Below are 23,812 nucleotides of genomic sequence, written 5' to 3' on the forward strand. Positions count from 1 at the left end.
AAAGAAATATAGAGTCCCTGTCGTCGGATTCTAGATCCTGACATACTCATCAAGAATTACCCGGAAGTCCGGCAACCTCTTGATTCATCGCCGCATGCTATACAACTTCTATATTATACTATTAAATTTTATGTTTTTCAAGTAATTTTTTCTTATAAAATTTAAATTATTTTTTAAATTTTTTCCGTTAGAATTAATTCGCTTTTTTTATTTTAATAGTATTTTATATAAATATCAAGTATTTTATAAAGTTAATTTTTAGATGCCCCCTTGTAAACTTTTACTCATATTTTTTAATTATTTCATTAAATAATACAATATATACAAAAACTAAAAAGAAAAATAAAAAAGTAGTAAAGGACGTCTCCCTTACTACTTTTATATATAAAGTAATTACTACTATTCGATTACGCTAGTAACAACTCCTGAACCTACAGTTCTTCCACCTTCTCTGATGGCAAATCTTAATCCTTCTTCCATAGCTACTGGATGGATTAATTCAACGTTCATGTCGATGTGGTCTCCTGGCATTACCATTTCCATTCCTTCTGGTAATTTGATTGAACCTGTTACGTCAGTTGTTCTGAAGTAGAATTGTGGTCTGTATCCATCGAAGAATGGAGTATGTCTTCCACCTTCTTCTTTTTTAAGTACGTATACTTGACCTACGAACTTCTTGTGAGGATTAACTGAACCTGGTTTAGCTAATACTTGACCTCTTTCGATTTCTGTTCTTTGGATACCTCTTAATAATGCTCCGATATTATCTCCAGCTTGCGCGTCGTCTAATAACTTTCTGAACATTTCGATTCCTGTAACAACAACTTTCTTAGTTTCTTCCTTGATACCTACGATTTCAACTTCGTCTCCAACGTGTAAGATACCTCTTTCAACTCTTCCTGTTGCAACTGTTCCTCTACCAGTGATTGTGAATACATCTTCTACTGGCATTAAGAATGGCTTATCTGTTGCTCTTTCTGGAGTTGGGATGTAGCTGTCTACAGCTGCCATTAATTCATCGATACAAGCTGTTGCTTCTGCATCTGTTGGGTTTTCTAAAGCTTTTAAAGCTGATCCTGTTATTACTGGAATATCATCTCCTGGGAAGTTGTATTCGCTTAATAACTCTCTGATTTCCATTTCTACTAATTCTAATAATTCTTCGTCATCAACCATATCTGCTTTGTTTAAGAATACTACGATGTGGTCAACACCAACTCTTGAAGCTAGTAGGATATGCTCTCTTGTTTGAGGCATTGGACCATCTGCTGCTGAACAAACTAAGATAGCTCCATCCATTTGAGCTGCTCCTGTGATCATGTTCTTAACGTAGTCAGCATGTCCTGGACAGTCAACGTGAGCATAGTGTCTGTTTTCTGTTTCGTACTCAACGTGAGCTGTGTTGATTGTGATTCCTCTTTCTTTTTCTTCTGGAGCCTTATCTATTTCATCATATTTGAATGATTCAGCGAACCCCTTGTTAGCTAATACAGTTGTAATAGCTGCTGTTAATGTAGTCTTACCGTGGTCTACGTGACCTATTGTTCCAATGTTAACGTGTGGTTTACTTCTTTCGAATTTTGCTTTTGACATTGTTATTCCTCCTTCATTGCAATGACATATCGTCATTATTGTACCGTTTTATATATTTAAAAATATTTGGTATGAAATATTTACACCATTTAGTATAAATATTTTCAATCTATTTAAGTGAGAGATACTACATAAATGTAGCTCTCTCTTATTTATAATTTTATCAAGAATTACTTAGCTTTCTTTCCTGCTACTTCTTCTTGAATGCTCTTAGGTACTTCTTCATAGTGATCAAATACCATTACATAAGTTCCTCTACCTTGAGTTTTAGATCTTAATGTAGTTGCATATCCAAACATTTCTGATAATGGAACGAACGCTCTTATAACTTGACGTCCATTTCTTTGTTCCATACCTTCCATTCTACCTCTTCTTGAGTTGATATCACCGATAACGTCTCCCATGTACTCTTCTGGTACAATTACTTCAACCTTCATTGAAGGTTCTAATAATGTAGGATCTGCCTTTTTCATAGCGTTCTTGAATGCCATTGATCCAGCAATCTTGAATGCCATTTCTGATGAATCGACATCATGGTATGAACCGTCGAAACATTTTACTTTGAAGTTTATAGTTGGGAATCCAGCTATAACACCACTTTCAGCTGCTTCTTGAATACCGTTATCTACTGCAGGAACGTATTCTCTTGGAATTGATCCCCCAACGATAGCGTTTTCGAATTCATATTCTCCTTCTGTTGGAATCATTTCGATCCAGCAGTGTCCGTATTGTCCTCTACCACCAGATTGTCTTACGAACTTACCTTCAGCTTTAACAGCTTTCTTGATAGTTTCTTTGTAAGCAACTTGTGGAGCCCCTACGTTACATTCAACTTTGAATTCTCTTTGTAATCTATCAACGATGATATCTAAGTGTAATTCACCCATACCAGCGATGATTGTTTGACCAGTTTCTTGGTTAGTCCAAGTCTTGAATGTTGGATCTTCTTCAGCTAACTTAGCTAAAGCAATACCCATTTTTTCTTGACCAGCCTTAGTTTTTGGTTCAATTGCAATTGAGATAACTGGTTCTGGGAATTCCATACTTTCTAGGATAATTGGATTTGCTTCATCACATAAAGTATCTCCTGTAGTTGTATTCTTTAATCCAACTACTGCTCCTAAATCTCCAGCTCTTAATTCGCTTATTTCTTCTCTTGAGTTAGCGTGCATTTTAACTAATCTACCGATTCTTTCTTTCTTACCCTTGCTTGAGTTAAGAACGTAAGTACCACTTTCCATTATACCTGAGTAAACTCTTGTAAATGCAAGTCTTCCTACGAATGGGTCAGTAGCAATCTTAAATGCTAATGCTGACATTGGAGCATCATCGCTAGCTTCTCTTTCTAATTCTACATCTGGATCATCAACTGATATACCCTTTACTGCTGGTATATCTATAGGTGATGGTAAATAATCAACTACTAAGTCAATCATTTCTTGAACACCTTTGTTTTTGTATGATGAACCACAGATTACAGGAACTATTTCATTATTGATAGTAGCTTTTCTTAAAGCAAGCTTTAACTCTTCTTTAGTTAATTCTTCACCATCTAGGTACTTCATCATTAACTCTTCATCAGTTTCAGCGATTGCTTCTATCATAATGTTTCTGTATTCTTCTGCTTTATCTTTTAATTCAGCTGGGATTTCTCCTCTTTCGATGTCTTTTCCTAAGTCATCTTTGTGTATAAGTGCTACATCTTCTATAAGGTCGATCATACCTGCGAAGTTTTCTTCTGCACCTATTGGAATTTGGATAGCTATAGCATTAGCTTTTAATCTATCTCTTACTGAATTGATACAAGCATAGAAATCAGCTCCAGTAGCATCCATCTTATTTACATAGATAGCTCTTGGTACTCCATAGTTATCAGCTTGTGTCCAAACTGTTTCTGTTTGTGGTTCAACCCCACTCTTTGCATCTAAAACAGTTATAGCACTATCTAGACATCTTAATGATCTTTCAACTTCAACAGTGAAATCTACGTGTCCAGGAGTATCGATTATGTTTATCGCATATCCCTTCCATTGACAGAATGTAGCAGCAGAAGTAATTGTTATACCTCTTTCTTGCTCTTGTGCCATCCAGTCCATTTGTGAAGCACCATCATGTGTTTCTCCAATTTTATGTGTTCTACCAGTGTAGAATAATATACGCTCAGTAGTTGTTGTCTTACCAGCATCTATATGAGCCATGATTCCTATATTACGAAACTTATCTAAAGGAAATTCTCTTGACATAATAATTCCTCCTCTCAATGAGTAATTTTAAATTCAACAAAACTGTTTTGGCTGAGGCCAAAACAGTCTTGAAATTAGTATCTGTAGTGAGCGAATGCTTTGTTAGCTTCAGCCATTTTATGAGTATCTTCTCTCTTTTTAACAGCAGCTCCTGTGTTATTAGCAGCATCTAATAATTCTCCTGCTAATCTTTCGCACATTAACTTTTCGCCTCTTTTTCTAGCAGCAGCTAGCATCCATCTGATACCTAAAGTCTGTCTTCTTTCTGCTCTAACTTCTATTGGAACTTGGTAAGTTGCCCCACCTATTCTTCTTGCCTTTACTTCTAATAATGGCATTACGTTGTTCATAGCTTCTTCGAATACTTCTAAAGCATCTTTACCAGTCTTCTCAGCCATAGTTTCAAACGCTTGGTAGCATATTTTTTGCGCTACTCCCTTTTTACCGTCAAGCATGATTCCGTTGATTAACTTTGTAACAACCTTTGAGTTGTACACTGGATCAGCTAAAACGTCTCTTTTTGCTATATGTCCTTTTCTTGGCACTTTTCTTCCCTCCTTAACAATTTAAATTTAAGTTCATCGGTACTCGATATCGGTCGATATCGCAAAGTGCTTCTCTCATCATCTATATAAACTTAATTCATAAATCTATGTAAACACTAAAGATAAGCACTACATTAATTTAAGAAAACCTATTTCTTAGGTCTCTTAGCACCGTACTTTGATCTTCCTTGCATTCTGTTAGCTACACCAGCACAGTCAAGTGCTCCTCTTACGATATGGTATCTAACCCCAGGAAGGTCTTTTACTCTTCCACCTCTTATAAGAACAACGCTATGCTCTTGTAAGTTGTGTCCTACACCACCAATGTATGCAGTAACTTCGTATCCGTTTGTAAGTCTTACTCTAGCAACCTTTCTTAGGGCTGAGTTAGGCTTTTTAGGAGTTGATGTTTTAACAACTGTACATACTCCTCTTTTTTGTGGACAGTTTTTTAGTGCTGGAGCTGTTGATTGGTTCGCAGCAACTTTTCTTCCTTTTCTAACTAATTGGCTTATAGTTGGCATTCTTTCACCTCCTGAATTTTATTTATCTATATAAAAATTATTAGATAAAACGAATTTATGTTGTCTACAATTTTTACAGTCTTACTATAAAAAACCTCACGAGACAAAGTTTAACTTTGCCTCAATGAAGTAATGTAGGCAATTATTTGGCTGTATATTTTATTAAACATACAACACGTATTTTAACATTTAAGAATACACATGTCAACAAAATTAATTCCTATTCAACATTTACCACGATATCTTCTTCAATTGTATCATCTTCAACGTCTAATCTTGCTGATCTATATCTCATCATTCCAGTACCAGCAGGAATTAATTTACCTATTATAACATTTTCTTTTAATCCCACAAGTGGATCAATCTTTCCTTTAATTGCAGCTTCTGTAAGAACTCTTGTAGTTTCTTGGAATGATGCAGCTGATAAGAAACTATCAGTTGCAAGAGCAGCCTTAGTTATTCCAAGTAGAACTTGGTCTCCCTTAGCTTCTTCTCCGCCAAACTCTCTTACTCTATTATTTTCTTCTGCAAAATCAAACATATCAATTGTAGTACCTGGTAAAAGATCTGTATCTCCTGATTCAGTTACTTTTACTTTTCTAGTCATTTGTTTAACAACTACTTCTAAGTGCTTATCATTGATATCAACACCTTGTAATCTATAAACTTTTTGAACTTCTGATAAAAGATATCTTCTCGCTCCATCAACGCCTTTAATAGCCATGATGTCATGAGGATTTACTGAACCTTCTGTAATTTCGTCTCCAGCTTCGATGTAATCATCATTTGAAACCTTAACTCTTGAACCAAATGGAATATCATAACTTATTTCTTCTCCATCTGCTCCCATTACATGAACCATTCTCTTTTTCTTAGTTTCTTCAACTCTTACAGTACCATTTATTTCACTAACAATCGCAAGACCTTTTGGTTTTCTAGCTTCAAATAATTCTTCAACTCTAGGAAGACCTTGTGTGATATCTCCAGCTGATGCAACCCCACCTGTATGGAATGTTCTCATTGTAAGCTGTGTACCCGGTTCTCCGATTGATTGTGCTGCTATTATACCAACAGCTTCACCGATATTAATCTTTTGAGCTGTTGCCATGTTCATACCATAACATTTAGCACAAACACCAATTTTACATCCACATGTAAATACTGATCTGATCTTAACTTTCTTAACACCAGCATTGCTGATCTTTTCAGCTAATTCTCCATCCATGTAATCATCTTTTGAAGCTAAAACTTCGCCAGTTTCTGGATGCATAATATCTTCTGCTGTATATCTTCCAGTTAATCTTTCCTTTAATTCTTCGATAATTTCATTACCTTCTTTTATTTCACTAACAACTATTCCTTCGTTAGTTCCACAATCTTCTTCTCTTACTATAACGTCTTGTGATACGTCAACAAGTCTTCTTGTTAAGTATCCTGAATCGGCAGTCTTAAGAGCTGTATCGGCATTACCCTTTCTAGCTCCGTGAGTTGAGATGAAGTACTCAAGGACATCAAGACCTTCTCTGAATGATGCTCTGATTGGTAATTCAAGGATTTTACCTGATGGACTAGCCATAAGACCTCTCATACCTGCTAATTGTTTTATCTGTGACTTAGAACCTCTGGCTCCAGAATCAGCCATCATGAATATTGGATTCCATTTATCCAAACTATCCATTAGTGCATTGGCAACATCTTCTGTTGTCTTAGTCCATTTTTCTATAACTCTTTCATATCTTTCATCTTCTGATATAAACCCTCTTTTATACATCTTCTCTATTTTATCTACTGTTTCATCAGTTTCTTTTAATAGATCATACTTTTCTTGAGGTACTATCATATCAGATGCAGCAACTGTTACCGCTCCAATTGATGAATAGTGATATCCTAAAGCTTTTATCTTATCAAGCATTATTGAAGTGTCTGTTGGACCATGCTTCATATAACACTTATCTATTATTTTTCCTAATGATTTCTTAGTGATTAAGAAATCAACTTCTAAATTGAATGCTTCTTCTGGATTGCTTCTATCAACAAATCCTAAATCTTGAGGAATTGATTCATTGAATATTAATTTACCTACAGTAGTCTTAATTATTCCTGATTTCATTTCTCCATCGATTTCTCTAAACATTCTTACAAATATGTCTGCATGAATCTCTATAGCTTTAACTTCATAAGCCATTATAGCTTCATCTTTTGACATAAAGTACTTACCACTACCTAAAGCCCCGTCCTTTTCCATAGTCATGTAATAAGAACCAAGAACCATATCCTGAGTAGGTACACAAACTGGCTTACCATCTGATGGTTTCATTATGTTTCCAGCTGCAAGCATTAAGAATCTTGCTTCTGCTTGAGCTTCAACTGATAATGGCACGTGAACCGCCATTTGGTCACCATCGAAGTCAGCGTTGTAAGCTGTACATACTAATGGGTGAAGCTTAATAGCTCTTCCTTCTACTAGTACAGGTTGGAACGCTTGAATACCAAGTCTGTGAAGAGTAGGAGCACGGTTAAGTAATACTGGATGATCTGCAATTACTTGCTCTAAGATATCCCATACTTGTGGCATAACTCTTTCTACCATTCTCTTAGCACTCTTTATGTTATGTGCTACTCCATCTTGAACTAACTTCTTCATTACAAATGGCTTGAATAATTCAAGAGCCATTTCTTTTGGAAGACCACATTGGTACATTTGTAATTCTGGTCCAACAACGATAACTGATCTACCAGAATAGTCAACTCTCTTACCAAGTAAGTTTTGTCTAAATCTACCTTGCTTACCTTTAAGCATATCTGAAAGAGATTTTAATGGTCTGTTTCCAGGACCAGTAACAGCTCTTCCTCTTCTACCATTATCGATAAGAGCATCTACAGCTTCTTGAAGCATTCTTTTTTCGTTTCTAACGATTATATCAGGTGCTCCTAGATCTAATAATTTTTTCAATCTATTATTTCTGTTTATAACTCTTCTGTAAAGGTCATTTAAATCTGATGTTGCAAATCTTCCACCATCTAATTGAACCATAGGTCTTAAATCTGGTGGGATTACAGGTATTACATTTATGATCATCCATCTTGGATCATTTCCTGATGCTCTGAATGATTCTACAACTTCTAATCTTCTGATTATTCTTACTTTCTTTTGACCTGTACTATGTTTTAACTCTTCTTTTAGTTCTTTTGAACCATTTTCTAAGTCAATTTCACCTAAAAGATCTTGGACTGCTTCAGCACCCATTCCAGCTACGAAGCTTTCTTCACCATATTTATCTACAGCTTCTCTATACTCTTTTTCGTTAAGAAGTTGTTTCTTTAATAACGGTGTTTCCTTAGGATCAATTACAACATATGAAGCAAAGTATAAGATCTTTTCTAATGATCTTGGTGACATGTCAAGTATTAATCCCATTCTTGATGGAATTCCTTTAAAGTACCAAATGTGAGAAACTGGGGCAGCAAGTTCAATATGCCCCATTCTTTCTCTTCTTACTTTAGCTTTAGTAACTTCTACTCCACATCTGTCACAAACTATACCTTTATATCTAACTCTCTTATATTTTCCACAGTGACATTCCCAATCTTTCATTGGTCCGAATATTCTCTCACAGAATAAACCGTCTCTCTCTGGCTTTAAAGTTCTGTAGTTTATTGTTTCTGGTTTTTTAACTTCTCCCCTTGACCATTCTCTGATTTGTTCAGGGGATGCTAAGCCTATTTGTATGGCATCAAAATTATTTAATTCAAACAAGGGTAATCCTCCCTTCAAAATTAGTGTTCATCGTTAAAATCATCAAGCTCTAAGTTATCTTGAAACTCTTCTAACTGAAAACCTTCATACTCTTCTTCTTCTTCAGCTTCCGCTTCTACTTCTGAAGTGTAGCTGTCTTCAGTTTCTATTACTGGTTGTTTTTCAACAAACTCTTCTGTTCCCTCAATGTTTACTTCTAAATTTGCTGAATCATCTTCTTCGCTAAACTCTTTAAGTCTTACTTCCTCATTGTCATCATTAAGAACTCTAACATCTAAGCAAAGTGCCTGTAATTCCTTTATAAGAACCTTAAATGATTCTGGAACTCCTGGTTCTGGGATATTTTCACCCTTAACTATTGCTTCGTAAGTTTTAACTCTACCAACAACATCATCTGACTTAACAGTTAAGATTTCTTGTAATGTATGAGCAGCACCATATGCTTCTAGTGCCCAAACTTCCATTTCTCCGAATCTTTGACCACCAAATTGAGCTTTACCTCCAAGTGGTTGTTGAGTAACTAATGAGTATGGTCCAGTTGATCTTGCATGGATCTTATCATCAACTAAGTGAGCAAGTTTTAAGATGTACATTATACCAACTGTAACTTCATTATCAAATGCTTCTCCTGTTCTACCATCATATAGAGGAGTTTTTCCGTTTGCATTATAACCTGCATCTCTTAAGCATTGTTCTATATCTTCTTCAGTTGCACCATCGAATACTGGAGTAGCAATGTGCCATCCTAGTGCGCTAGCTGCCCATCCTAAGTGAACTTCTAGTACCTGACCGATATTCATACGTGATGGAACCCCTAATGGATTTAAGCAGATTTGAAGTGGTCTTCCATCTGGTAAGAACGGCATATCTTCTTCAGGAAGTACTCTTGAAATAACCCCTTTATTACCATGACGTCCAGCCATCTTATCTCCAACTGATATTTTTCTCTTTTGAGCTATATAGCATCTTACAAGTTCATTAACACCTGGATTTAATTCATCACCGTTTTCTCTAGTAAATACTTTAATATCTACTATTATACCTGCTTCTCCATGTGGAACTCTTAATGAAGTATCTCTAACTTCTCTTGCTTTTTCACCGAAGATAGCTCTTAATAATCTTTCTTCTGCTGTTAATTCAGTTTCACCCTTTGGAGTTACTTTACCAACAAGGATATCTCCTGATCTTACTTCAGCACCAATTCTGATTATTCCTCTTTCATCGATGTCTTTTAAAGCATCTTCACTTACATTAGGAATATCCCTAGTTATTTCTTCAGGTCCTAATTTAGTGTCTCTTGCTTCACATTCGTATTCTTCTATATGAATTGACGTAAATACGTCTTCTCTTACTAATTCTTCTGAAATAAGCATAGCATCTTCGTAGTTATAACCTTCCCAAGTTATGAATCCCATTCTGATGTTCTTACCTAATGCTATTTCTCCTAAATCTGTTGATGGACCATCAGCTAGAACTTGGTTCTTAAATACCATTTCTCCAGCACTTACTAAAGGTCTTTGATTTATACAAGTACCTTGGTTACTTCTCTTGAACTTTAATAACTTGTAAGTATCAACACCGCCATCAACATCTCTCTTAACTTTAATTTCACTAGCACTTACGTAGCTTACCACCCCTGCATTTTTAGCCTTTGGTAGTACTCCTGAGTCTGCTGCTGCTCTAAATTCTATTCCTGTACCAACTATTGGAGCTTGTGGCTTTAATAGTGGAACTGCTTGACGTTGCATGTTAGATCCCATAAGAGCTCTTGAAGCATCATCATTTTCTAAGAAAGGAATCATAGCTGTTGCAACAGATACGATTTGTCTTGGTGAAACGTCCATTAAGTCAACTTCATTAGCAGGTACTACGATAACTTCTTCCATGTATCTAACAGTTACTTTATCGTGTACAAAGTGACCATTTTCATCTAAAGGCTCATTTGCTTGGGCTACTAGATATTGGTCTTCTTCATCTGCAGTGAAGTATCTTATTTCATCAGTTGCTCTCTTATTTTCTTTATCAATAACTCTATAAGGTGTTTCAATAAATCCATATTCATTAACCTTAGCATATGTAGCTAATGAGTTGATAAGACCTATATTAGGTCCTTCTGGAGTTTCGATAGGACACATTCTACCATAATGTGAGTGGTGAACGTCTCTAACTTCGAAACCGGCTCTTTCTCTTGAAAGTCCTCCAGGTCCTAATGCAGATAATCTTCTCTTATGAGTTAATTCTGATAATGGATTTGTTTGATCCATGAATTGTGATAATTGTGAACTACCAAAGAATTCTTTAATAGCTGCAGCAACTGGTCTAATATTGATTAACATTTGAGGAGTAATTGCCTCTTGGTCTTGAATAGTCATTCTTTCTTTAACTACTCTTTCCATTCTTGATAAACCAATTCTAAATTGATTTTGTAGTAATTCTCCAACTGATCTTAATCTTCTATTACCTAAGTGGTCTATATCATCTACATATCCAATGTTGTAAGCTAATCCTATTTCATAACTAATTGTTGCAAATATATCATCTCTTACAATATGTTTTGGAACTAATCTTGTAATATTCTTCTTAATTTCTTCTTTAATACTTTCTTCATCACTGAAGTTATCAAGTATTTCTTTTAATGTTGGATAGTGAACTAACTCTTTAATATTAAGTTCGCTTATATCAAATGAAACATGCTTTGATAAGTCAACAAAGTGATTACCTATTACTCTAATAACTTTGTCTTCAATTAATATATCTACTGAATTGATTCCAGCATTTTGTATATTTTCTGCCATTTCTCTTGATATCTTTTGTCCTTGCTCTACCATTATTTCTCCAGTTGATGGATTTACTATATCAACTGCAGCAACTTGATTTGCAAGTCTTAAGTTAATAGCTAACTTCTTATTGAACTTATATCTACCAACTCTTGATAAATCATATCTTTTAGCATCAAAGAATAATGAGTCTATTAGAGATACAGCACTATCAACTGTAGGCGGCTCACCTGGTCTTAATCTCTTGTAGATTTCAAGTAAAGCTTCTTCTTTAGTCTTAGTGTTATCTTTTTCTATTGTAGCTTTGAATCTTTCTTCTTCACCAAAATAGTCTAATAACTCTTGATCACTTCCAAATCCCATAGCTCTAGCTAAAATTGTGATTGGAAGTTTTCTTGTTTTATCAATTCTAACTGATATTATATCGTTAGAATCTGTTTCATACTCAAGCCAAGCTCCTCTATTTGGGATAACAGTTGCTGAGAATAGTTTCTTACCACTCTTATCTCTGTTTTGGCTATAGTATACACCTGGTGATCTTACTAATTGGCTGACAATAACTCTTTCAGCACCATTAATAATAAAAGTACCTTGCTCAGTCATTAATGGGAAGTCTCCCATGAATACTTCTTGTTCTTTTATTTCACCAGTTTCATTATTTGTTAGTCTCACTGAGACTTTTAGTGGTGCAGCATAAGTTGAATCTCTCTCCTTACACTCTTCCACAGTGTACTTAATATTATCCATATCAAGCTTGTAATCTACAAACTCAAGTACTAAGTTTCCAGTGAAGTTTCCTATAGGATTTATATCGTCAAATACTTCGTGTAGACCCTCTTTTAGGAACCATTCATAAGAATCTAATTGTACTTCTATAAGATTTGGCATTTCAGTTACATCTTTAACTTTACCAAAACTCATTCTTGTTCTTTTTCCAGATTGGACAGGATGTACCATGAATTTTCACCCCTTGTATAAACTAAAATAACCAAAAGCATAACTTCCCTAGGGACTTTTGCTTTCGGACAGCGTCATCTTTTTAGTATAACCAATTTCAACACAGTTATACTGTTTTTTCCAATAAATTATACTTATCCATAATGAATAGTACATTAAATGATAGTATCATAACATTTTATCAATGTCAATATTTTTTCTACTTATATAACAGATACAAATATATCTATTTCTATAAATAAAACTATATAAAATATCCAGTTTTATAATAGGATAATTTATATAGTTTCAATTTTAACCTTAGAATATAAAAAGGTGCTAATGCTAGCACCTTTTATATACATTTTGAAATTTAATTAAAGTAAAATTACTTTAATTCTACTTCAGCTCCAACTTCAGCTAATTTAGCTTTCATGTCTTCAGCTTCTTCTTTAGCTACAGCTTCCTTAAGTGTCTTAGGAGCTCCGTCAACTATTTCTTTAGCTTCCTTTAATCCTAATCCAGTTAATTCTCTTACAGCTTTGATAACCTTGATTTTGTTAGCTCCAGCGCTAGCTAAAACTACGTCAAATTCAGTCTTTTCTTCAGCAGCTGCTCCAGCTACTGCTCCTGCTACTGCTACTGGCGCAGCAGCGCTTACTCCAAATTCCTCTTCGCAAGCAGTTACTAATTCATTTAATTCTAAAACGCTCATTTCTTTTATAGCTTGAATGATATCTTCTCTTGTCATTTTAATTGCACCTCCAAATTTTTTAAAACAAAATTAACTATGTATAGTTAATTATTCAGCTGATTCAGCTTCTTTTTTTTCTTTTATTGCATTTAATAAGTATGCAAGGTTTGATAATGGAGCCTTGATACTTCCAAGAAGTTTTGCAATAAGAACTTCTTTTGATGGGATTGAAGCGATCTTTGTGATCATTTCTTGATCGTAGATTTCTCCTTCAACTACACCTGCTTTTAGTTCTAACTTCTTGTGATTCTTAGCGAAATCATTTAAGATTCTTGCTGGAGCTGTAGCATCTTCGTATCCGAATGCTATTGAAACTGGTCCTTCTAAGTATACTTCCATACCGTCTAAACCTAACTCCTTAGCAGCTAAAGTAACCAAACTATTTTTGTATACTTTGTATTCTACTCCAGCTTCTCTTAAGTTCTTTCTTAATTCTGTGTCTTCTTCAACAGTTAGACCTTGGTAGCTAGTTAAAACAACGCTTTGCGCCTTTTCTAACTTTTCCTTAATCTCAGCAACTCTTGCTTCCTTTAATTGTCTATTCTTGTTCACTGTGTGTCCACCTCCTCACAGTATTAACTGCTTTTTCGTATTATAAAAGGTCTTCCCGTAGACAGAGGAAGACCCATGATAAACATATGTTTACAGAACCCCTCGGTAGGTAGTTACACGTTACGCGGCAAGCCGCACCTACTGTCTACGGAACAATATTTCATTTTTCAACAAAATTTATTATATCACTGAACTTACGTTAAGTCAACAATTATTCTGTAACTTTTACTGGGTTAACCTTTGCTCCAGGTCCCATTGTGCTTGTTACAGTAACTGACTTAATGTATTGTCCTTTAGCTGCAGCTGGTTTAGCTTTAACTAAAGCTTCCATTAAAGTCTTGAAGTTTTCGTGTAACTTCTCAGCTCCGAATGATCTCTTTCCGATTGGGCAGTGTACTATAGCAGTTTTATCTACTCTGTACTCAACCTTACCAGCTTTGATTTCAGCTATTGCTTTAGCAACATCAAATGTTACTGTTCCTGATTTAGGGTTTGGCATTAATCCCTTAGGTCCTAAGACTCTACCGATTCTACCAACTACACCCATCATATCTGGAGTAGCTACAACTACATCGTAGTCGAACCAGTTTTCTGATTGGATCTTTTGAACTAATTCTTCAGCTCCAACGAAATCTGCTCCCGCTTCTTGAGCTTCTTTAGCTTTATCTCCCTTTGCGAAAACTAAAACTCTTACAGTTTTACCTGTTCCGTTTGGTAATACTACTGCCCCTCTTACTTGTTGGTCAGCATGTCTTGGATCTACCCCAAGTCTAACATGTAATTCGATTGTTTCATCGAAGTTAGCTTTTGCAGTTTTAACAGCAAGCTCTAAAGCTTCTGCTGGATTATATAAAGCACTTTTATCTATTAACTTTGCACTTTCAACATATTTCTTTCCCATTAATAAGCCTCCTTTGTGGTATTAGCGGTTCTTACCTCCCACTATTTTTGTGAATTACTCTTCAATAGTTACACCCATACTCTTAGCTGTACCTTCGATCATTCTCATTGCACTCTCGATGTTTGCAGCATTTAAGTCAGGCATTTTTGTTTCTGCGATTTTCTTTAATTGTTCTCTAGTTATCTTTCCAACCTTTGTTCTGTTTGGAACTCCTGATCCGCTTTCAAGTCCTAATTCTTTCTTTATTAGAACTGCAGCTGGAGGAGTCTTTAAGATAAAACTAAAAGATCTGTCTTGGTAAACTGTGATTACTACTGGTATTATTAATCCAGCTTGATTAGCAGTTTTTGCATTGAACTCCTTACAGAATCCCATTATGTTTACACCATGTTGTCCTAATGCTGGACCAACTGGTGGTGCTGGAGTTGCCTTTCCTGCAGGAAGTTGAAGTTTAATCATTCCAGTTACTTTCTTAGCCATTTTGTTATTCCTCCTATACTGTGGTATATACGGACAATAATTTTTTTGTCCTCCCACTTGATTAAAAGATTAGTTAATTTATTAAACTAATTTTTCTACTTGATTAAAATCTAGCTCAGCTAACGTTTCTCTACCGAACATATCAACTAAAGCTTTAATTTTTTGCTTTTCAAGATTTATCTCTTGAATTGTTGCCACGAATTCTCTAAGTGGTCCTGAGATAACTCTTATACTTTCACCTACTTCAAGATCTGTTTCTTTTGGAAGTTCTACAACTCCCATTGATTCGATCTCGTAGTCAGTAAGAGGAACTGGTTTAGATCCAGGTCCCACAAAGCCAGTTACGCCTCTTGTGTTTCTAACAACATACCAAGATTCGTCTGTCATTAGCATCTTTACTATTACATATCCTGGGAATTTTTTCTTAAGAGAAACTTTTTGTTTTCCATCTTTCTCTTCAATTACTTCTTCCATTGGTATTTGGATGTCGTGAATTAATGATTCAAGATGTCTATTTTCAACAACTTTCTCTATGTTAACTTTGACCTTGTTTTCATATCCAGAATACGTATGTACTACGTACCATCTTGCTCTTTCACTCATATTAATCGGTGATTAAACACCCAAACCTCCTTTTACTTAAGTTTCAAAACTACTTCAAAGAGGTTTTGAAAAATATAATCGAATCCGCCTACAAGTACAATATATACTACAGCGAATCCAAGAACTGCAATCAATGCTTTTTTTGTCTCATTCTTAGATGGCCACGTTATTCTTTTGAATTCCGCTTTTACATCCTTAAAGAATTTGAACACACCGCCTTTAGAGGCAGCTTTTTTAGTCTTTACATTATTACCAGTCATAATTTCACATCCTTATATTTTTGTAAGTCTGTGTCGTTACTTAATCGCTAACTATTTTGTTTCTCTATGAAGAGTGTGCTTCTTACAGAATTTACAATATTTTTGCATTTCCATTCTGTCTGGGTTGTTTTTCTTGTTCTTCATTGAGTTATAGTTTCTTTGTTTACACTCTGTGCATGCTAAAGTTATCTTTACTCTCACGGTCTGCACCTCCAGTTTTAAATATATATTCTAAGAGACATACCTCTTACTGTATCTATTTCGTGACTTTATGAGTTACTTTCTCACATTATCACAATTTATTTAAACTGTCAATAATATGTCCTTTGTAAAGGACTAGGTAATTTACCCAGTCCTTATTAAAGTACGTTTGACAATTTCAATCTTTTTTATTCTTTTGTTGACTATTCGATTACGCTAGTAACAACTCCTGAACCTACAGTTCTTCCACCTTCTCTGATGGCAAATCTTAATCCTTCTTCCATAGCTACTGGATGGATTAATTCAACGTTCATGTCGATGTGGTCTCCTGGCATTACCATTTCCATTCCTTCTGGTAATTTGATTGAACCTGTTACGTCAGTTGTTCTGAAGTAGAATTGTGGTCTATATCCATCGAAGAATGGAGTATGTCTTCCACCTTCTTCTTTTTTAAGTACGTATACTTGACCTACGAACTTCTTGTGAGGATTAACTGAACCTGGTTTAGCTAATACTTGACCTCTTTCGATTTCTGTTCTTTGGATACCTCTTAATAATGCTCCGATATTATCTCCAGCTTGCGCGTCGTCTAATAACTTTCTGAACATTTCGATTCCTGTAACAACAACTTTCTTAGTTTCTTCCTTGATACCTACGATTTCAACTTCGTCTCCAACGTGTAAGATACCTCTTTCAACTCTTCCTGTTGCAACTGTTCCTCTACCAGTGATTGTGAATACATCTTCTACTGGCATTAAGAATGGCTTATCTGTTGCTCTTTCTGGAGTTGGGATGTAGCTGTCTACAGCTGCCATTAATTCATCGATACAAGCTGTTGCTTCTGCATCTGTTGGGTTTTCTAAAGCTTTTAAAGCTGATCCTGTTATTACTGGAATATCATCTCCTGGGAAGTTGTATTCGCTTAATAACTCTCTGATTTCCATTTCTACTAATTCTAATAATTCTTCGTCATCAACCATATCTGCTTTGTTTAAGAATACTACGATGTGGTCAACACCAACTCTTGAAGCTAGTAGGATATGCTCTCTTGTTTGAGGCATTGGACCATCTGCTGCTGAACAAACTAAGATAGCTCCATCCATTTGAGCTGCTCCTGTGATCATGTTCTTAACGTAGTCAGCATGTCCTGGACAGTCAACGTGAGCATAGTGTCTGTTTTCTGTTTCGTACTCAACGTGAGCTGTGTTGATTGTGATTCCTCTTTCTTTTTCTTCTGGAGCCTTATCTATTTCATCATATTTGAATGATTCAGCGAACCCCTTGTTAGCTAATACAGTTGTAATAGCTGCTGTTAATGTAGTCTTACCGTGGTCTACGTGACCTATTGTTCCAATGTTAACGTGTGGTTTACTTCTTTCGAATTTTGCTTTTGACATTATAAATTCCTCCTTATCACTCTAATAAACCTTGCCTAGTGTTTTGTACTTTTTTATGTTGGAGCTCACGATCGGGATTGAACCGACGACCTCCGCCTTACCAAGGCGACACTCTGCCAACTGAGCTACGTGAGCACTCAAAAATATTGAGTTTTCTTTAATATACCAATTATAAAGTTTACTATCATTTTTTTTGTTTGTCAATAAAAATTAATTAGTTTATATCTAGGCATTTCTCAAGTTTTCTTTTTACTCTTTGCAGAGCATTATCTATTGATTTTGCATGTCTATCTAAATCACATGCAATTTCTTGGTATGATTTTCCATCAAGATAAGAGTTTAAAACTTCTAGTTCTAAACGAGATAGCACTTTCTCTATCTCCTCTTCTATCCTAATCTTTTCTTCTTGACTTATAACAAGTTCTTCTGGATCTGTTATTTTAAGCCCTGCTAACACATCTAACAAAGTTCTTTCTGATTCTTCCTCGTATATAGGCTTGTTTAAGGATATATAGGTATTTAATGGAATATGCTTTTGTCTTGTTGCAGTTTTTATTGCTGTTATTATTTGTCTTGTAACACAAAGTTCTGCAAATGCTTTAAACGTTGAAAGTTTATCAGGATTAAAGTCCCTTATCGCTTTATAAAGTCCTATCATACCCTCTTGATAAATATCTTCCTTGTCAGCACCAATTAAAAAATAAGACTTCGCTTTTGTTTTCACAAAGCTCTCATACTTATTTATTAAATATTCTTGCGCTAATACATTTCCATTCTTTGCTTCTATTGCTATTTCTTTATCATCTTTTTGATCAAACTCTAAATATTTCGTCATAGAATACCCACCATTCTCCACATTTTACCCTTAACACCTAACACCTTATCATATTTGCTATTATACATTAGCTATTTAAGCGAAGTCAACATATCAGCGACTTCTACGTAATTCTTCTAACTTATTTAATACATCTTCATCAATATTATCTCCTAAGTTATTTTTTTGAGAATTCATATTATGCTCAGCTTTTATTCTTATCTTATTTTCCAACCCAATAACTTCATTGTAAAACTCCAGCGAAGACATCCTTACAGCACCTCTTTGGAATATGGTTTGCTGTTCTAGCCAATCTGATGTAACTACATAAACTTCATATCTTCTACCAATAGAATGTACTTCTTTTTCTATGTATGCATCGGCAGTTTCACCATCTTTAGTGAAAACTATAGATAGATTTTTATTAATTTCTTCTTTATTTTCTATATTGCCTGCTACCTTATGACCATCAAATACTAATATTACCTTACAATCATTATAACTTCCATAATTGTGTAGTATATCCACTAGTTTATTTCTAGCTCCATCAAAGCTAATGTTTTTTAAGTCTTTTAAATTTGGCCAGGAATTTAAAACATTATATCCATCTATAAATATAATTTTCACATCTCATCCCTCTTTTTATTTTAATCTACCCTTTAATACTTCATACATCATTATACCACCAGCTACTGATGCATTTAAAGAATTTATTTTTCCAATCATAGGAATCTTAACTAATTTGTCACATTTTTTAAGAGTTAATTTAGATATCCCTCTTCCTTCACTACCTATTATTAGTGCACATGGTCCACTAAAGTCCACTTCATAACTATATTCTGTTCCCTCTATATCTGCACCGTAAACCCAGATTCCTTGCTCCTTTAATTCATCAATTGTACTATTTATGTTAGTAACTTTTGCTATTTTAACATGTTCAACTGCTCCAACTGATGACTTATAAACTGTAGGAGTTACTCCGACATTTCTTCTTTTTGGTATTATAATACCATGAACCCCACAAGTTTCCGCAGTTCTGATTATTGATCCTAAATTGTGAGGATCTTCTAATTCATCTAATATTACTATAAAAGGAGCCTCTCCCTTTTTCTTAGCATCTTCTAATATATCTTTTACTTCAAAATAATTATATGGAGTTATTCTTGCTATTACTCCTTGATGAACAGCACCACTTGCCATTGAATCTAATTTTTTCTTATCTACCTCTTTAATTACTACCTTCTTATCTTTTGCAAGATTAATTATTGCATTTATAGATCCTTCTTTAGGGCCATTTGTTATATATAATGCTTCTATTGTTTTATCGCTCTTTAAAGCTTCCATGGCAGCATTTCTGCCTATTATTAAGTCTTCTCTTACTTCTTCAACTTGATTGCTAGGCACCACTTTTTCTACTCTTGTTCTAGCTGCTTTATCTTCTCTAAACTTATCATCTCTTGATCTAACTGGTCTATCTTCTCTAAACCTTTTATTATCTTTTCCTGTAGGACTGAATTTATCTTCCTGCCCTCTCTCATCTCTACTTCTATTGCTTTTTCTATCATCTCTTCTTCTATTTTGGTTACTCTTTTTTATTCTTGTCATATTAAATAACTCCTTACCTAGTTATATTTAAAAATTACTGTTCTTTGCACACTTCTATGCTTTTATTAAATACAAACTCTAGTCTTTCCTTATCATTTATTAAATATAAATATCCAACTAAAGCTTCAAATCCTGTTGCCATTCTATAATCCCTTACATCTGCATTTTTAGGAACTGTTGCTGACTTAGCATTTCTTCCCCTCTTGTAGATATAACTTTCTTCTTCAGTTAGTAATTCCTCTATATTGTGCATTATATCCGATTGACTCTTTGCTTTAACATATCCTATAGCCTTTCTATGTATCTTATGAGCTGAAAGTTCAGTATTATTTGAAAGTATATAGTCTCTTATAAATACTTCGTAAACTCCATCTCCAACTAATGCTAACTGAAGTGGATTTAATCTTCTAGCTTCATCTTTGCTAAATTCTCTTACTCTAAAATTTTCTAACATATTATTGCTCCTTTAAATAAGGGCTGCACTTAACGCACAGCCCCTTTTTAATTAGTTAACCTTTTTCCATCTAACTCCTTGTGGAGTATCTTCAAGTACTATATTTCTTGCTTTTAAGTTATCTCTTATCTTATCCGCAAGTGCAAAGTCTCTATTTTTTCTAGCTTGTTGTCTTTGTTCTATTAAAGCTTCTATCTCGTCTGCTTCATCAGCTAAATCAGCCTTAGTTGATTTTTGTAGCATTCCAAGTGGAGCTCCAAGTTCTCTTATTAATTCTAAAGCTTTTTCCGCTAACTCTCTTGATGATTCGGCATTAATATTAGTATTTGTATCTTTTATTAAATCAAATATTGCAGTTATAGCATCTGCTGTATTAAAGTCATCATCCATCTTTTCTATATATTTTTCTTTATACTTATTTAGACTTTCTAAGTATTTCTTTTCTTCTTCATTCATTTCAGTTCTTGAAACTTCATCTATAAGATTTTCAAGATTACCTATTGCATTATATAATCTTTCAACTGATGCTTTAGCTGATTCTAATAAATCTTCACTGTAATTTAATTGAATTCTATAATGACATGAAAGCATTAAGAACCTAATTACATCTGAGTCATATTCTTTTAGTACATCTCTTGCTGTAAAGAAGTTATTTAATGACTTAGACATCTTTTGATTATTTACATTTACATAAGCTGAGTGTAACCAATAGTGAGCAAATGGCTCTCCTGTTAATGCTTCACTTTGTGCTATTTCATTTTCATGATGAGGGAATGCTAAGTCCATACCACCTGCATGTATATCAATTGTATCTCCTAATATCTTCTTTGCCATACATGAGCATTCTATGTGCCATCCTGGTCTTCCTTCTCCCCATGGGCACTTCCAAGCAGGCTCCCCTTCCTTCTTTGCCTTCCATATAGCAAAGTCCATAGGATCCTTCTTTCTTTCATCTACGTTTATTCTAGCTCCAGCTTGTAGGTCATCTATATTTTGTCCTGATAACTTACCATATCCTTGGAACTTCTTTGTACTAAAGTAAACATCTCCATCTACTTCATAAGCATATCCTTTATCAATTAGTTCTTTTACAAACTTAATTATATCATTTATATATTGAGTGGCTCTTGGATTTACTGTTGCTCTTTCTATATTAAGCGCATCTGCATCAGTATAATATTCATTTATATACTTATCTCCAACTTCTTTTACTGAAGTTCCTTCTTCATTTGCTCTCTTTATCATCTTATCATCTATATCTGTAAAGTTCTGAACAAAATCTACTTTATATCCTCTATACTCAAAATATCTTCTTATTGTATCAAAAACTATAAAAGTTCTACCATTCCCTATATGGAAGAAGTTATATACTGTAGGCCCACATACATACATCTTAACTTCTCCTGGAGTTATTGGTATAAATTCTTCTTTTTTTCTTGTTAATGTATTATAAAGCTTCATTCTTATTCCTCCTAACTATCTTAGTTTTAGGTTATTTTTTTCGAATTCTGCTCTGACTCTTTCTTTTGCATCTTCTATCTTTATTGTTTCATTTTCGCCGCCAGTTCTTAGCTTAAATTCTACTTCTCCATCACCTATCTTCTTTCCTACTGTAATTCTCATAGGAATTCCCATAAGTTCTGAATCTTTGAATTTAACTCCAGCTCTTTCTTTTCTATCATCTAAAAGAGCTTCAACTCCCATTTCTCTTAATTCATTATAGATTTCTGAAGCAATTCTCATTTGATCTTCATCCTTTGAATTAACAGCTATTACTGAAACATGATATGGTGCAACCTCTAAAGGCCAGATTATTCCATTTTCATCATGGTGTTGTTCTATTATTGATGCAACTGTTCTTGTAACACCTATTCCATAACATCCCATTATAAATGGCTTTTCTTTTCCGTTTTCATCAATAAATTTAGCATTCATAGCTTCTGAGTATTTAGTTCCTAATTTAAATATATGACCTACCTCAGTTCCTCTTGCTATAGTAACTTTTCCGCCACATTTAGGACAAGTTTCTCCCTCTTCTATGTTTCTAAAGTCACCAACTACTCCTTCGAATTCTCTTCCGTAATTAACACCTGTTAAGTGGTATCCTGTTTCATTAGCTCCCACAACCATATTATACATTCTGCTAACTTCTTCATCTACTAATAATAAGTCTACTCTTAATCCTACAGGACCTGCGAAACCAGTTTCTGCATTAGTTGCTCTCATAACTTCTTCATGTGATGCTAACTCTATATCTCCTGATGCATTAGAAGCATTAGCTACTTTTACTTCATTAACTTCTCTATCTCCTCTAACTAAAACTCCAACTAATTTTCCATCTACATTATATATTAAAGTTTTAGCTGTCTTCTTAGGAGAAACACTTAAGAATTCTGATACCTCTTCTATGCTTCTGCTATCTGGAGTTTCTACCTTTTGCATTGCAACTAATTCTTCTGCTTCTGCAATTTCTGCTTTTGTTTCTGCTTTTTCAATGTTTGCAGCATAATCACATTCAGTACAGAATACTACATCATCTTCTCCAACTTCTGATTTAACCATAAATTCTGCTGAGTTTGATCCTCCAATTGCTCCTGAATCTGCTTCAACACATTTCGCATCTAACCCACATCTATTAAATATATTTACGTATGCATCATGCATTTTATCATATGCTAAATCTAGTCCTTCTTGATCCTTATCAAAGCTATAAGCATCTTTCATTATAAACTCTCTTGATCTCATAACTCCAAATCTTGGTCTAGTTTCATCTCTATATTTAGTTTGTATTTGATAAAGATTTAATGGTAATTGCTTATATGATTTTATTTCATTTCTTGCAATATTTGTAAATACTTCTTCATGAGTTGGTCCTAAACAAAATTCTCTATTATTTCTATCTATAACTCTAAACATTTCAGCTCCATAAGCATCCCATCTTCCTGATTCTTGCCATAATTCTGCTGGTATCATAGCTGAAGCTAAAAGTTCTTGAGCTCCTGATTTATCCATCTCATCTCTTACTACATCTTCGACCTTTTTAAGAACTTTTACTCCTAAAGGTAAGTGATTATATACTCCTGATGCCATTTTTCTTATTAGTCCTGCTCTAAGCATTAACTGATGACTTGCTATTTCTGCTTCTGCTGGAACTTCTCTTAAAGTTGCAATTAGCATATTAGACATTTTCATAATAATATCCTCCTAATTTCTATGTGAATTTAATTTATTTCTTACTTTTTTAGATATAAAAAAAGCCGCCCTATTAACAATAGGGCGACTATTAATCGCGGTACCACCTAAATTTTTTCTCTAATAATGATAACGGTATTAAACCGATAGTTTTTTCCTATTACTCAGAAGCTGGTTCAAAATCTAGTTGAGAACCTTACAGCCTATGGATTCTCTCTCTGAAA

20 protein-coding genes, 1 tRNA gene and 2 other annotated features (1 of these 23 cut by a window edge) are annotated in these 23,812 nt (G+C 34.4%); all 21 genes read right to left on the reverse strand.

Features of this window, described 5'->3' with window-relative positions; genetic code table 11:
* Positions 1 to 399 precede the first annotated feature (399 nt).
* Positions 400 to 1,593 (reverse strand): elongation factor Tu, encoded by a 1,194-nt coding sequence (gene tuf, locus K5V21_RS04785; RefSeq protein ID WP_221859607.1) that lies wholly within the window; start codon positions 1,591 to 1,593, stop codon positions 400 to 402.
* 170 nt (positions 1,594 to 1,763) lie between these two features.
* Positions 1,764 to 3,836 carry an elongation factor G gene (fusA, locus tag K5V21_RS04790; RefSeq protein WP_221859609.1) on the reverse strand — a complete coding sequence of 691 codons (2,073 nt, stop codon included), beginning with the start codon at positions 3,834 to 3,836 and terminating at the stop codon, positions 1,764 to 1,766.
* 74 nt (positions 3,837 to 3,910) lie between these two features.
* Positions 3,911 to 4,381: a 30S ribosomal protein S7 gene (rpsG, locus tag K5V21_RS04795; RefSeq protein ID WP_204596774.1), complete on the reverse strand. Its 471-nt coding sequence runs from the start codon at positions 4,379 to 4,381 to the stop codon at positions 3,911 to 3,913.
* A 149-nt stretch (positions 4,382 to 4,530) separates the two neighbouring features.
* The gene (rpsL, locus tag K5V21_RS04800; RefSeq protein WP_204596775.1) at positions 4,531 to 4,905 is read right to left on the reverse strand and encodes a 30S ribosomal protein S12; all 375 of its coding nucleotides are present in this window, start codon (positions 4,903 to 4,905) and stop codon (positions 4,531 to 4,533) included.
* A 220-nt stretch (positions 4,906 to 5,125) separates the two neighbouring features.
* Entirely contained in the window at positions 5,126 to 8,662 is a 3,537-nt protein-coding gene (rpoC, locus tag K5V21_RS04805) for a DNA-directed RNA polymerase subunit beta' (protein WP_221859611.1), read from the reverse strand.
* A gap of 20 nt (positions 8,663 to 8,682) precedes the next feature.
* On the reverse strand, positions 8,683 to 12,396 hold the full coding sequence (rpoB, locus tag K5V21_RS04810) for a DNA-directed RNA polymerase subunit beta (protein ID WP_221859613.1): 3,714 nt from the start codon (positions 12,394 to 12,396) through the stop codon (positions 8,683 to 8,685).
* 367 nt (positions 12,397 to 12,763) lie between these two features.
* Positions 12,764 to 13,126 carry a 50S ribosomal protein L7/L12 gene (gene rplL / locus K5V21_RS04815; RefSeq protein WP_204596778.1) on the reverse strand — a complete coding sequence of 121 codons (363 nt, stop codon included), beginning with the start codon at positions 13,124 to 13,126 and terminating at the stop codon, positions 12,764 to 12,766.
* 51 nt (positions 13,127 to 13,177) lie between these two features.
* Positions 13,178 to 13,681, reverse strand: a complete 504-nt coding sequence (gene rplJ, locus K5V21_RS04820) for a 50S ribosomal protein L10 (protein ID WP_204596779.1) — start codon at positions 13,679 to 13,681, stop codon at positions 13,178 to 13,180.
* 33 nt (positions 13,682 to 13,714) lie between these two features.
* Positions 13,715 to 13,850, reverse strand: a sequence feature (ribosomal protein L10 leader region).
* Positions 13,851 to 13,892: 42 nt separating this feature from the next.
* A complete protein-coding gene (gene rplA / locus K5V21_RS04825; RefSeq protein ID WP_204596780.1) occupies positions 13,893 to 14,582 on the reverse strand; it encodes a 50S ribosomal protein L1 in 690 nt (229 codons plus the stop codon).
* 54 nt (positions 14,583 to 14,636) lie between these two features.
* Complete coding sequence (gene rplK, locus K5V21_RS04830) at positions 14,637 to 15,062, reverse strand: 50S ribosomal protein L11 (protein WP_204596781.1); 426 nt, start codon at positions 15,060 to 15,062, stop codon at positions 14,637 to 14,639.
* A gap of 81 nt (positions 15,063 to 15,143) precedes the next feature.
* A complete protein-coding gene (gene nusG / locus K5V21_RS04835) occupies positions 15,144 to 15,665 on the reverse strand; it encodes a transcription termination/antitermination protein NusG (protein WP_204596782.1) in 522 nt (173 codons plus the stop codon).
* Positions 15,666 to 15,697: 32 nt separating this feature from the next.
* A complete protein-coding gene (gene secE / locus K5V21_RS04840; protein WP_204596783.1) occupies positions 15,698 to 15,925 on the reverse strand; it encodes a preprotein translocase subunit SecE in 228 nt (75 codons plus the stop codon).
* Between the two features lie 51 nt (positions 15,926 to 15,976).
* Positions 15,977 to 16,126 (reverse strand): 50S ribosomal protein L33, encoded by a 150-nt coding sequence (gene rpmG / locus K5V21_RS04845; RefSeq protein ID WP_027099171.1) that lies wholly within the window; start codon positions 16,124 to 16,126, stop codon positions 15,977 to 15,979.
* 203 nt (positions 16,127 to 16,329) lie between these two features.
* A complete protein-coding gene (tuf, locus tag K5V21_RS04850) occupies positions 16,330 to 17,523 on the reverse strand; it encodes an elongation factor Tu (protein ID WP_221859607.1) in 1,194 nt (397 codons plus the stop codon).
* Between the two features lie 59 nt (positions 17,524 to 17,582).
* Positions 17,583 to 17,658, reverse strand: a tRNA-Thr gene (locus K5V21_RS04855).
* Positions 17,659 to 17,737: 79 nt separating this feature from the next.
* Complete coding sequence (gene sigH, locus K5V21_RS04860) at positions 17,738 to 18,358, reverse strand: RNA polymerase sporulation sigma factor SigH (RefSeq protein ID WP_204596622.1); 621 nt, start codon at positions 18,356 to 18,358, stop codon at positions 17,738 to 17,740.
* Positions 18,359 to 18,451: 93 nt separating this feature from the next.
* Entirely contained in the window at positions 18,452 to 18,964 is a 513-nt protein-coding gene (locus tag K5V21_RS04865; RefSeq protein ID WP_204596623.1) for an NYN domain-containing protein, read from the reverse strand.
* Between the two features lie 15 nt (positions 18,965 to 18,979).
* Positions 18,980 to 19,942 carry a 23S rRNA (guanosine(2251)-2'-O)-methyltransferase RlmB gene (gene rlmB, locus K5V21_RS04870; RefSeq protein ID WP_221859615.1) on the reverse strand — a complete coding sequence of 321 codons (963 nt, stop codon included), beginning with the start codon at positions 19,940 to 19,942 and terminating at the stop codon, positions 18,980 to 18,982.
* A gap of 34 nt (positions 19,943 to 19,976) precedes the next feature.
* Entirely contained in the window at positions 19,977 to 20,396 is a 420-nt protein-coding gene (locus K5V21_RS04875; RefSeq protein ID WP_221859617.1) for a Mini-ribonuclease 3, read from the reverse strand.
* A 51-nt stretch (positions 20,397 to 20,447) separates the two neighbouring features.
* Positions 20,448 to 21,857, reverse strand: a complete 1,410-nt coding sequence (gene cysS, locus K5V21_RS04880) for a cysteine--tRNA ligase (protein WP_221859618.1) — start codon at positions 21,855 to 21,857, stop codon at positions 20,448 to 20,450.
* A gap of 15 nt (positions 21,858 to 21,872) precedes the next feature.
* Positions 21,873 to 23,588 carry a proline--tRNA ligase gene (locus tag K5V21_RS04885; protein WP_221859621.1) on the reverse strand — a complete coding sequence of 572 codons (1,716 nt, stop codon included), beginning with the start codon at positions 23,586 to 23,588 and terminating at the stop codon, positions 21,873 to 21,875.
* 77 nt (positions 23,589 to 23,665) lie between these two features.
* Positions 23,666 to 23,812: a binding site (T-box leader), on the reverse strand; it runs 35 nt beyond the window's last position.

Source organism: Clostridium sardiniense (genome assembly GCF_019753795.1).
GTDB lineage: Bacteria > Bacillota > Clostridia > Clostridiales > Clostridiaceae > Clostridium > Clostridium sardiniense.

Excerpts from the sequence above, each read along its gene's own strand:
- tuf (WP_221859607.1), bottom strand. The coding sequence starts at position 1,593 with ATGTCAAAAGCAAAATTCGAAAGAAGTAAACCACACGTTAACATTGGA.
- fusA (WP_221859609.1), bottom strand. The coding sequence starts at position 3,836 with ATGTCAAGAGAATTTCCTTTAGATAAGTTTCGTAATATAGGAATCATG.
- rpsL (WP_204596775.1), bottom strand. The coding sequence starts at position 4,905 with ATGCCAACTATAAGCCAATTAGTTAGAAAAGGAAGAAAAGTTGCTGCG.
- rpoB (WP_221859613.1), bottom strand. The coding sequence starts at position 12,396 with ATGGTACATCCTGTCCAATCTGGAAAAAGAACAAGAATGAGTTTTGGT.
- rplL (WP_204596778.1), bottom strand. The coding sequence starts at position 13,126 with ATGACAAGAGAAGATATCATTCAAGCTATAAAAGAAATGAGCGTTTTA.
- rplA (WP_204596780.1), bottom strand. The coding sequence starts at position 14,582 with ATGGGAAAGAAATATGTTGAAAGTGCAAAGTTAATAGATAAAAGTGCT.
- rplK (WP_204596781.1), bottom strand. The coding sequence starts at position 15,062 with ATGGCTAAGAAAGTAACTGGAATGATTAAACTTCAACTTCCTGCAGGA.
- nusG (WP_204596782.1), bottom strand. The coding sequence starts at position 15,665 with ATGAGTGAAAGAGCAAGATGGTACGTAGTACATACGTATTCTGGATAT.
- secE (WP_204596783.1), bottom strand. The coding sequence starts at position 15,925 with ATGACTGGTAATAATGTAAAGACTAAAAAAGCTGCCTCTAAAGGCGGT.
- tuf (WP_221859607.1), bottom strand. The coding sequence starts at position 17,523 with ATGTCAAAAGCAAAATTCGAAAGAAGTAAACCACACGTTAACATTGGA.
- sigH (WP_204596622.1), bottom strand. The coding sequence starts at position 18,358 with ATGACGAAATATTTAGAGTTTGATCAAAAAGATGATAAAGAAATAGCA.
- rlmB (WP_221859615.1), bottom strand. The coding sequence starts at position 19,942 with ATGACAAGAATAAAAAAGAGTAACCAAAATAGAAGAAGAGATGATAGA.
- K5V21_RS04875 (WP_221859617.1), bottom strand. The coding sequence starts at position 20,396 with ATGTTAGAAAATTTTAGAGTAAGAGAATTTAGCAAAGATGAAGCTAGA.
- cysS (WP_221859618.1), bottom strand. The coding sequence starts at position 21,857 with ATGAAGCTTTATAATACATTAACAAGAAAAAAAGAAGAATTTATACCA.
- K5V21_RS04885 (WP_221859621.1), bottom strand. The coding sequence starts at position 23,588 with ATGAAAATGTCTAATATGCTAATTGCAACTTTAAGAGAAGTTCCAGCA.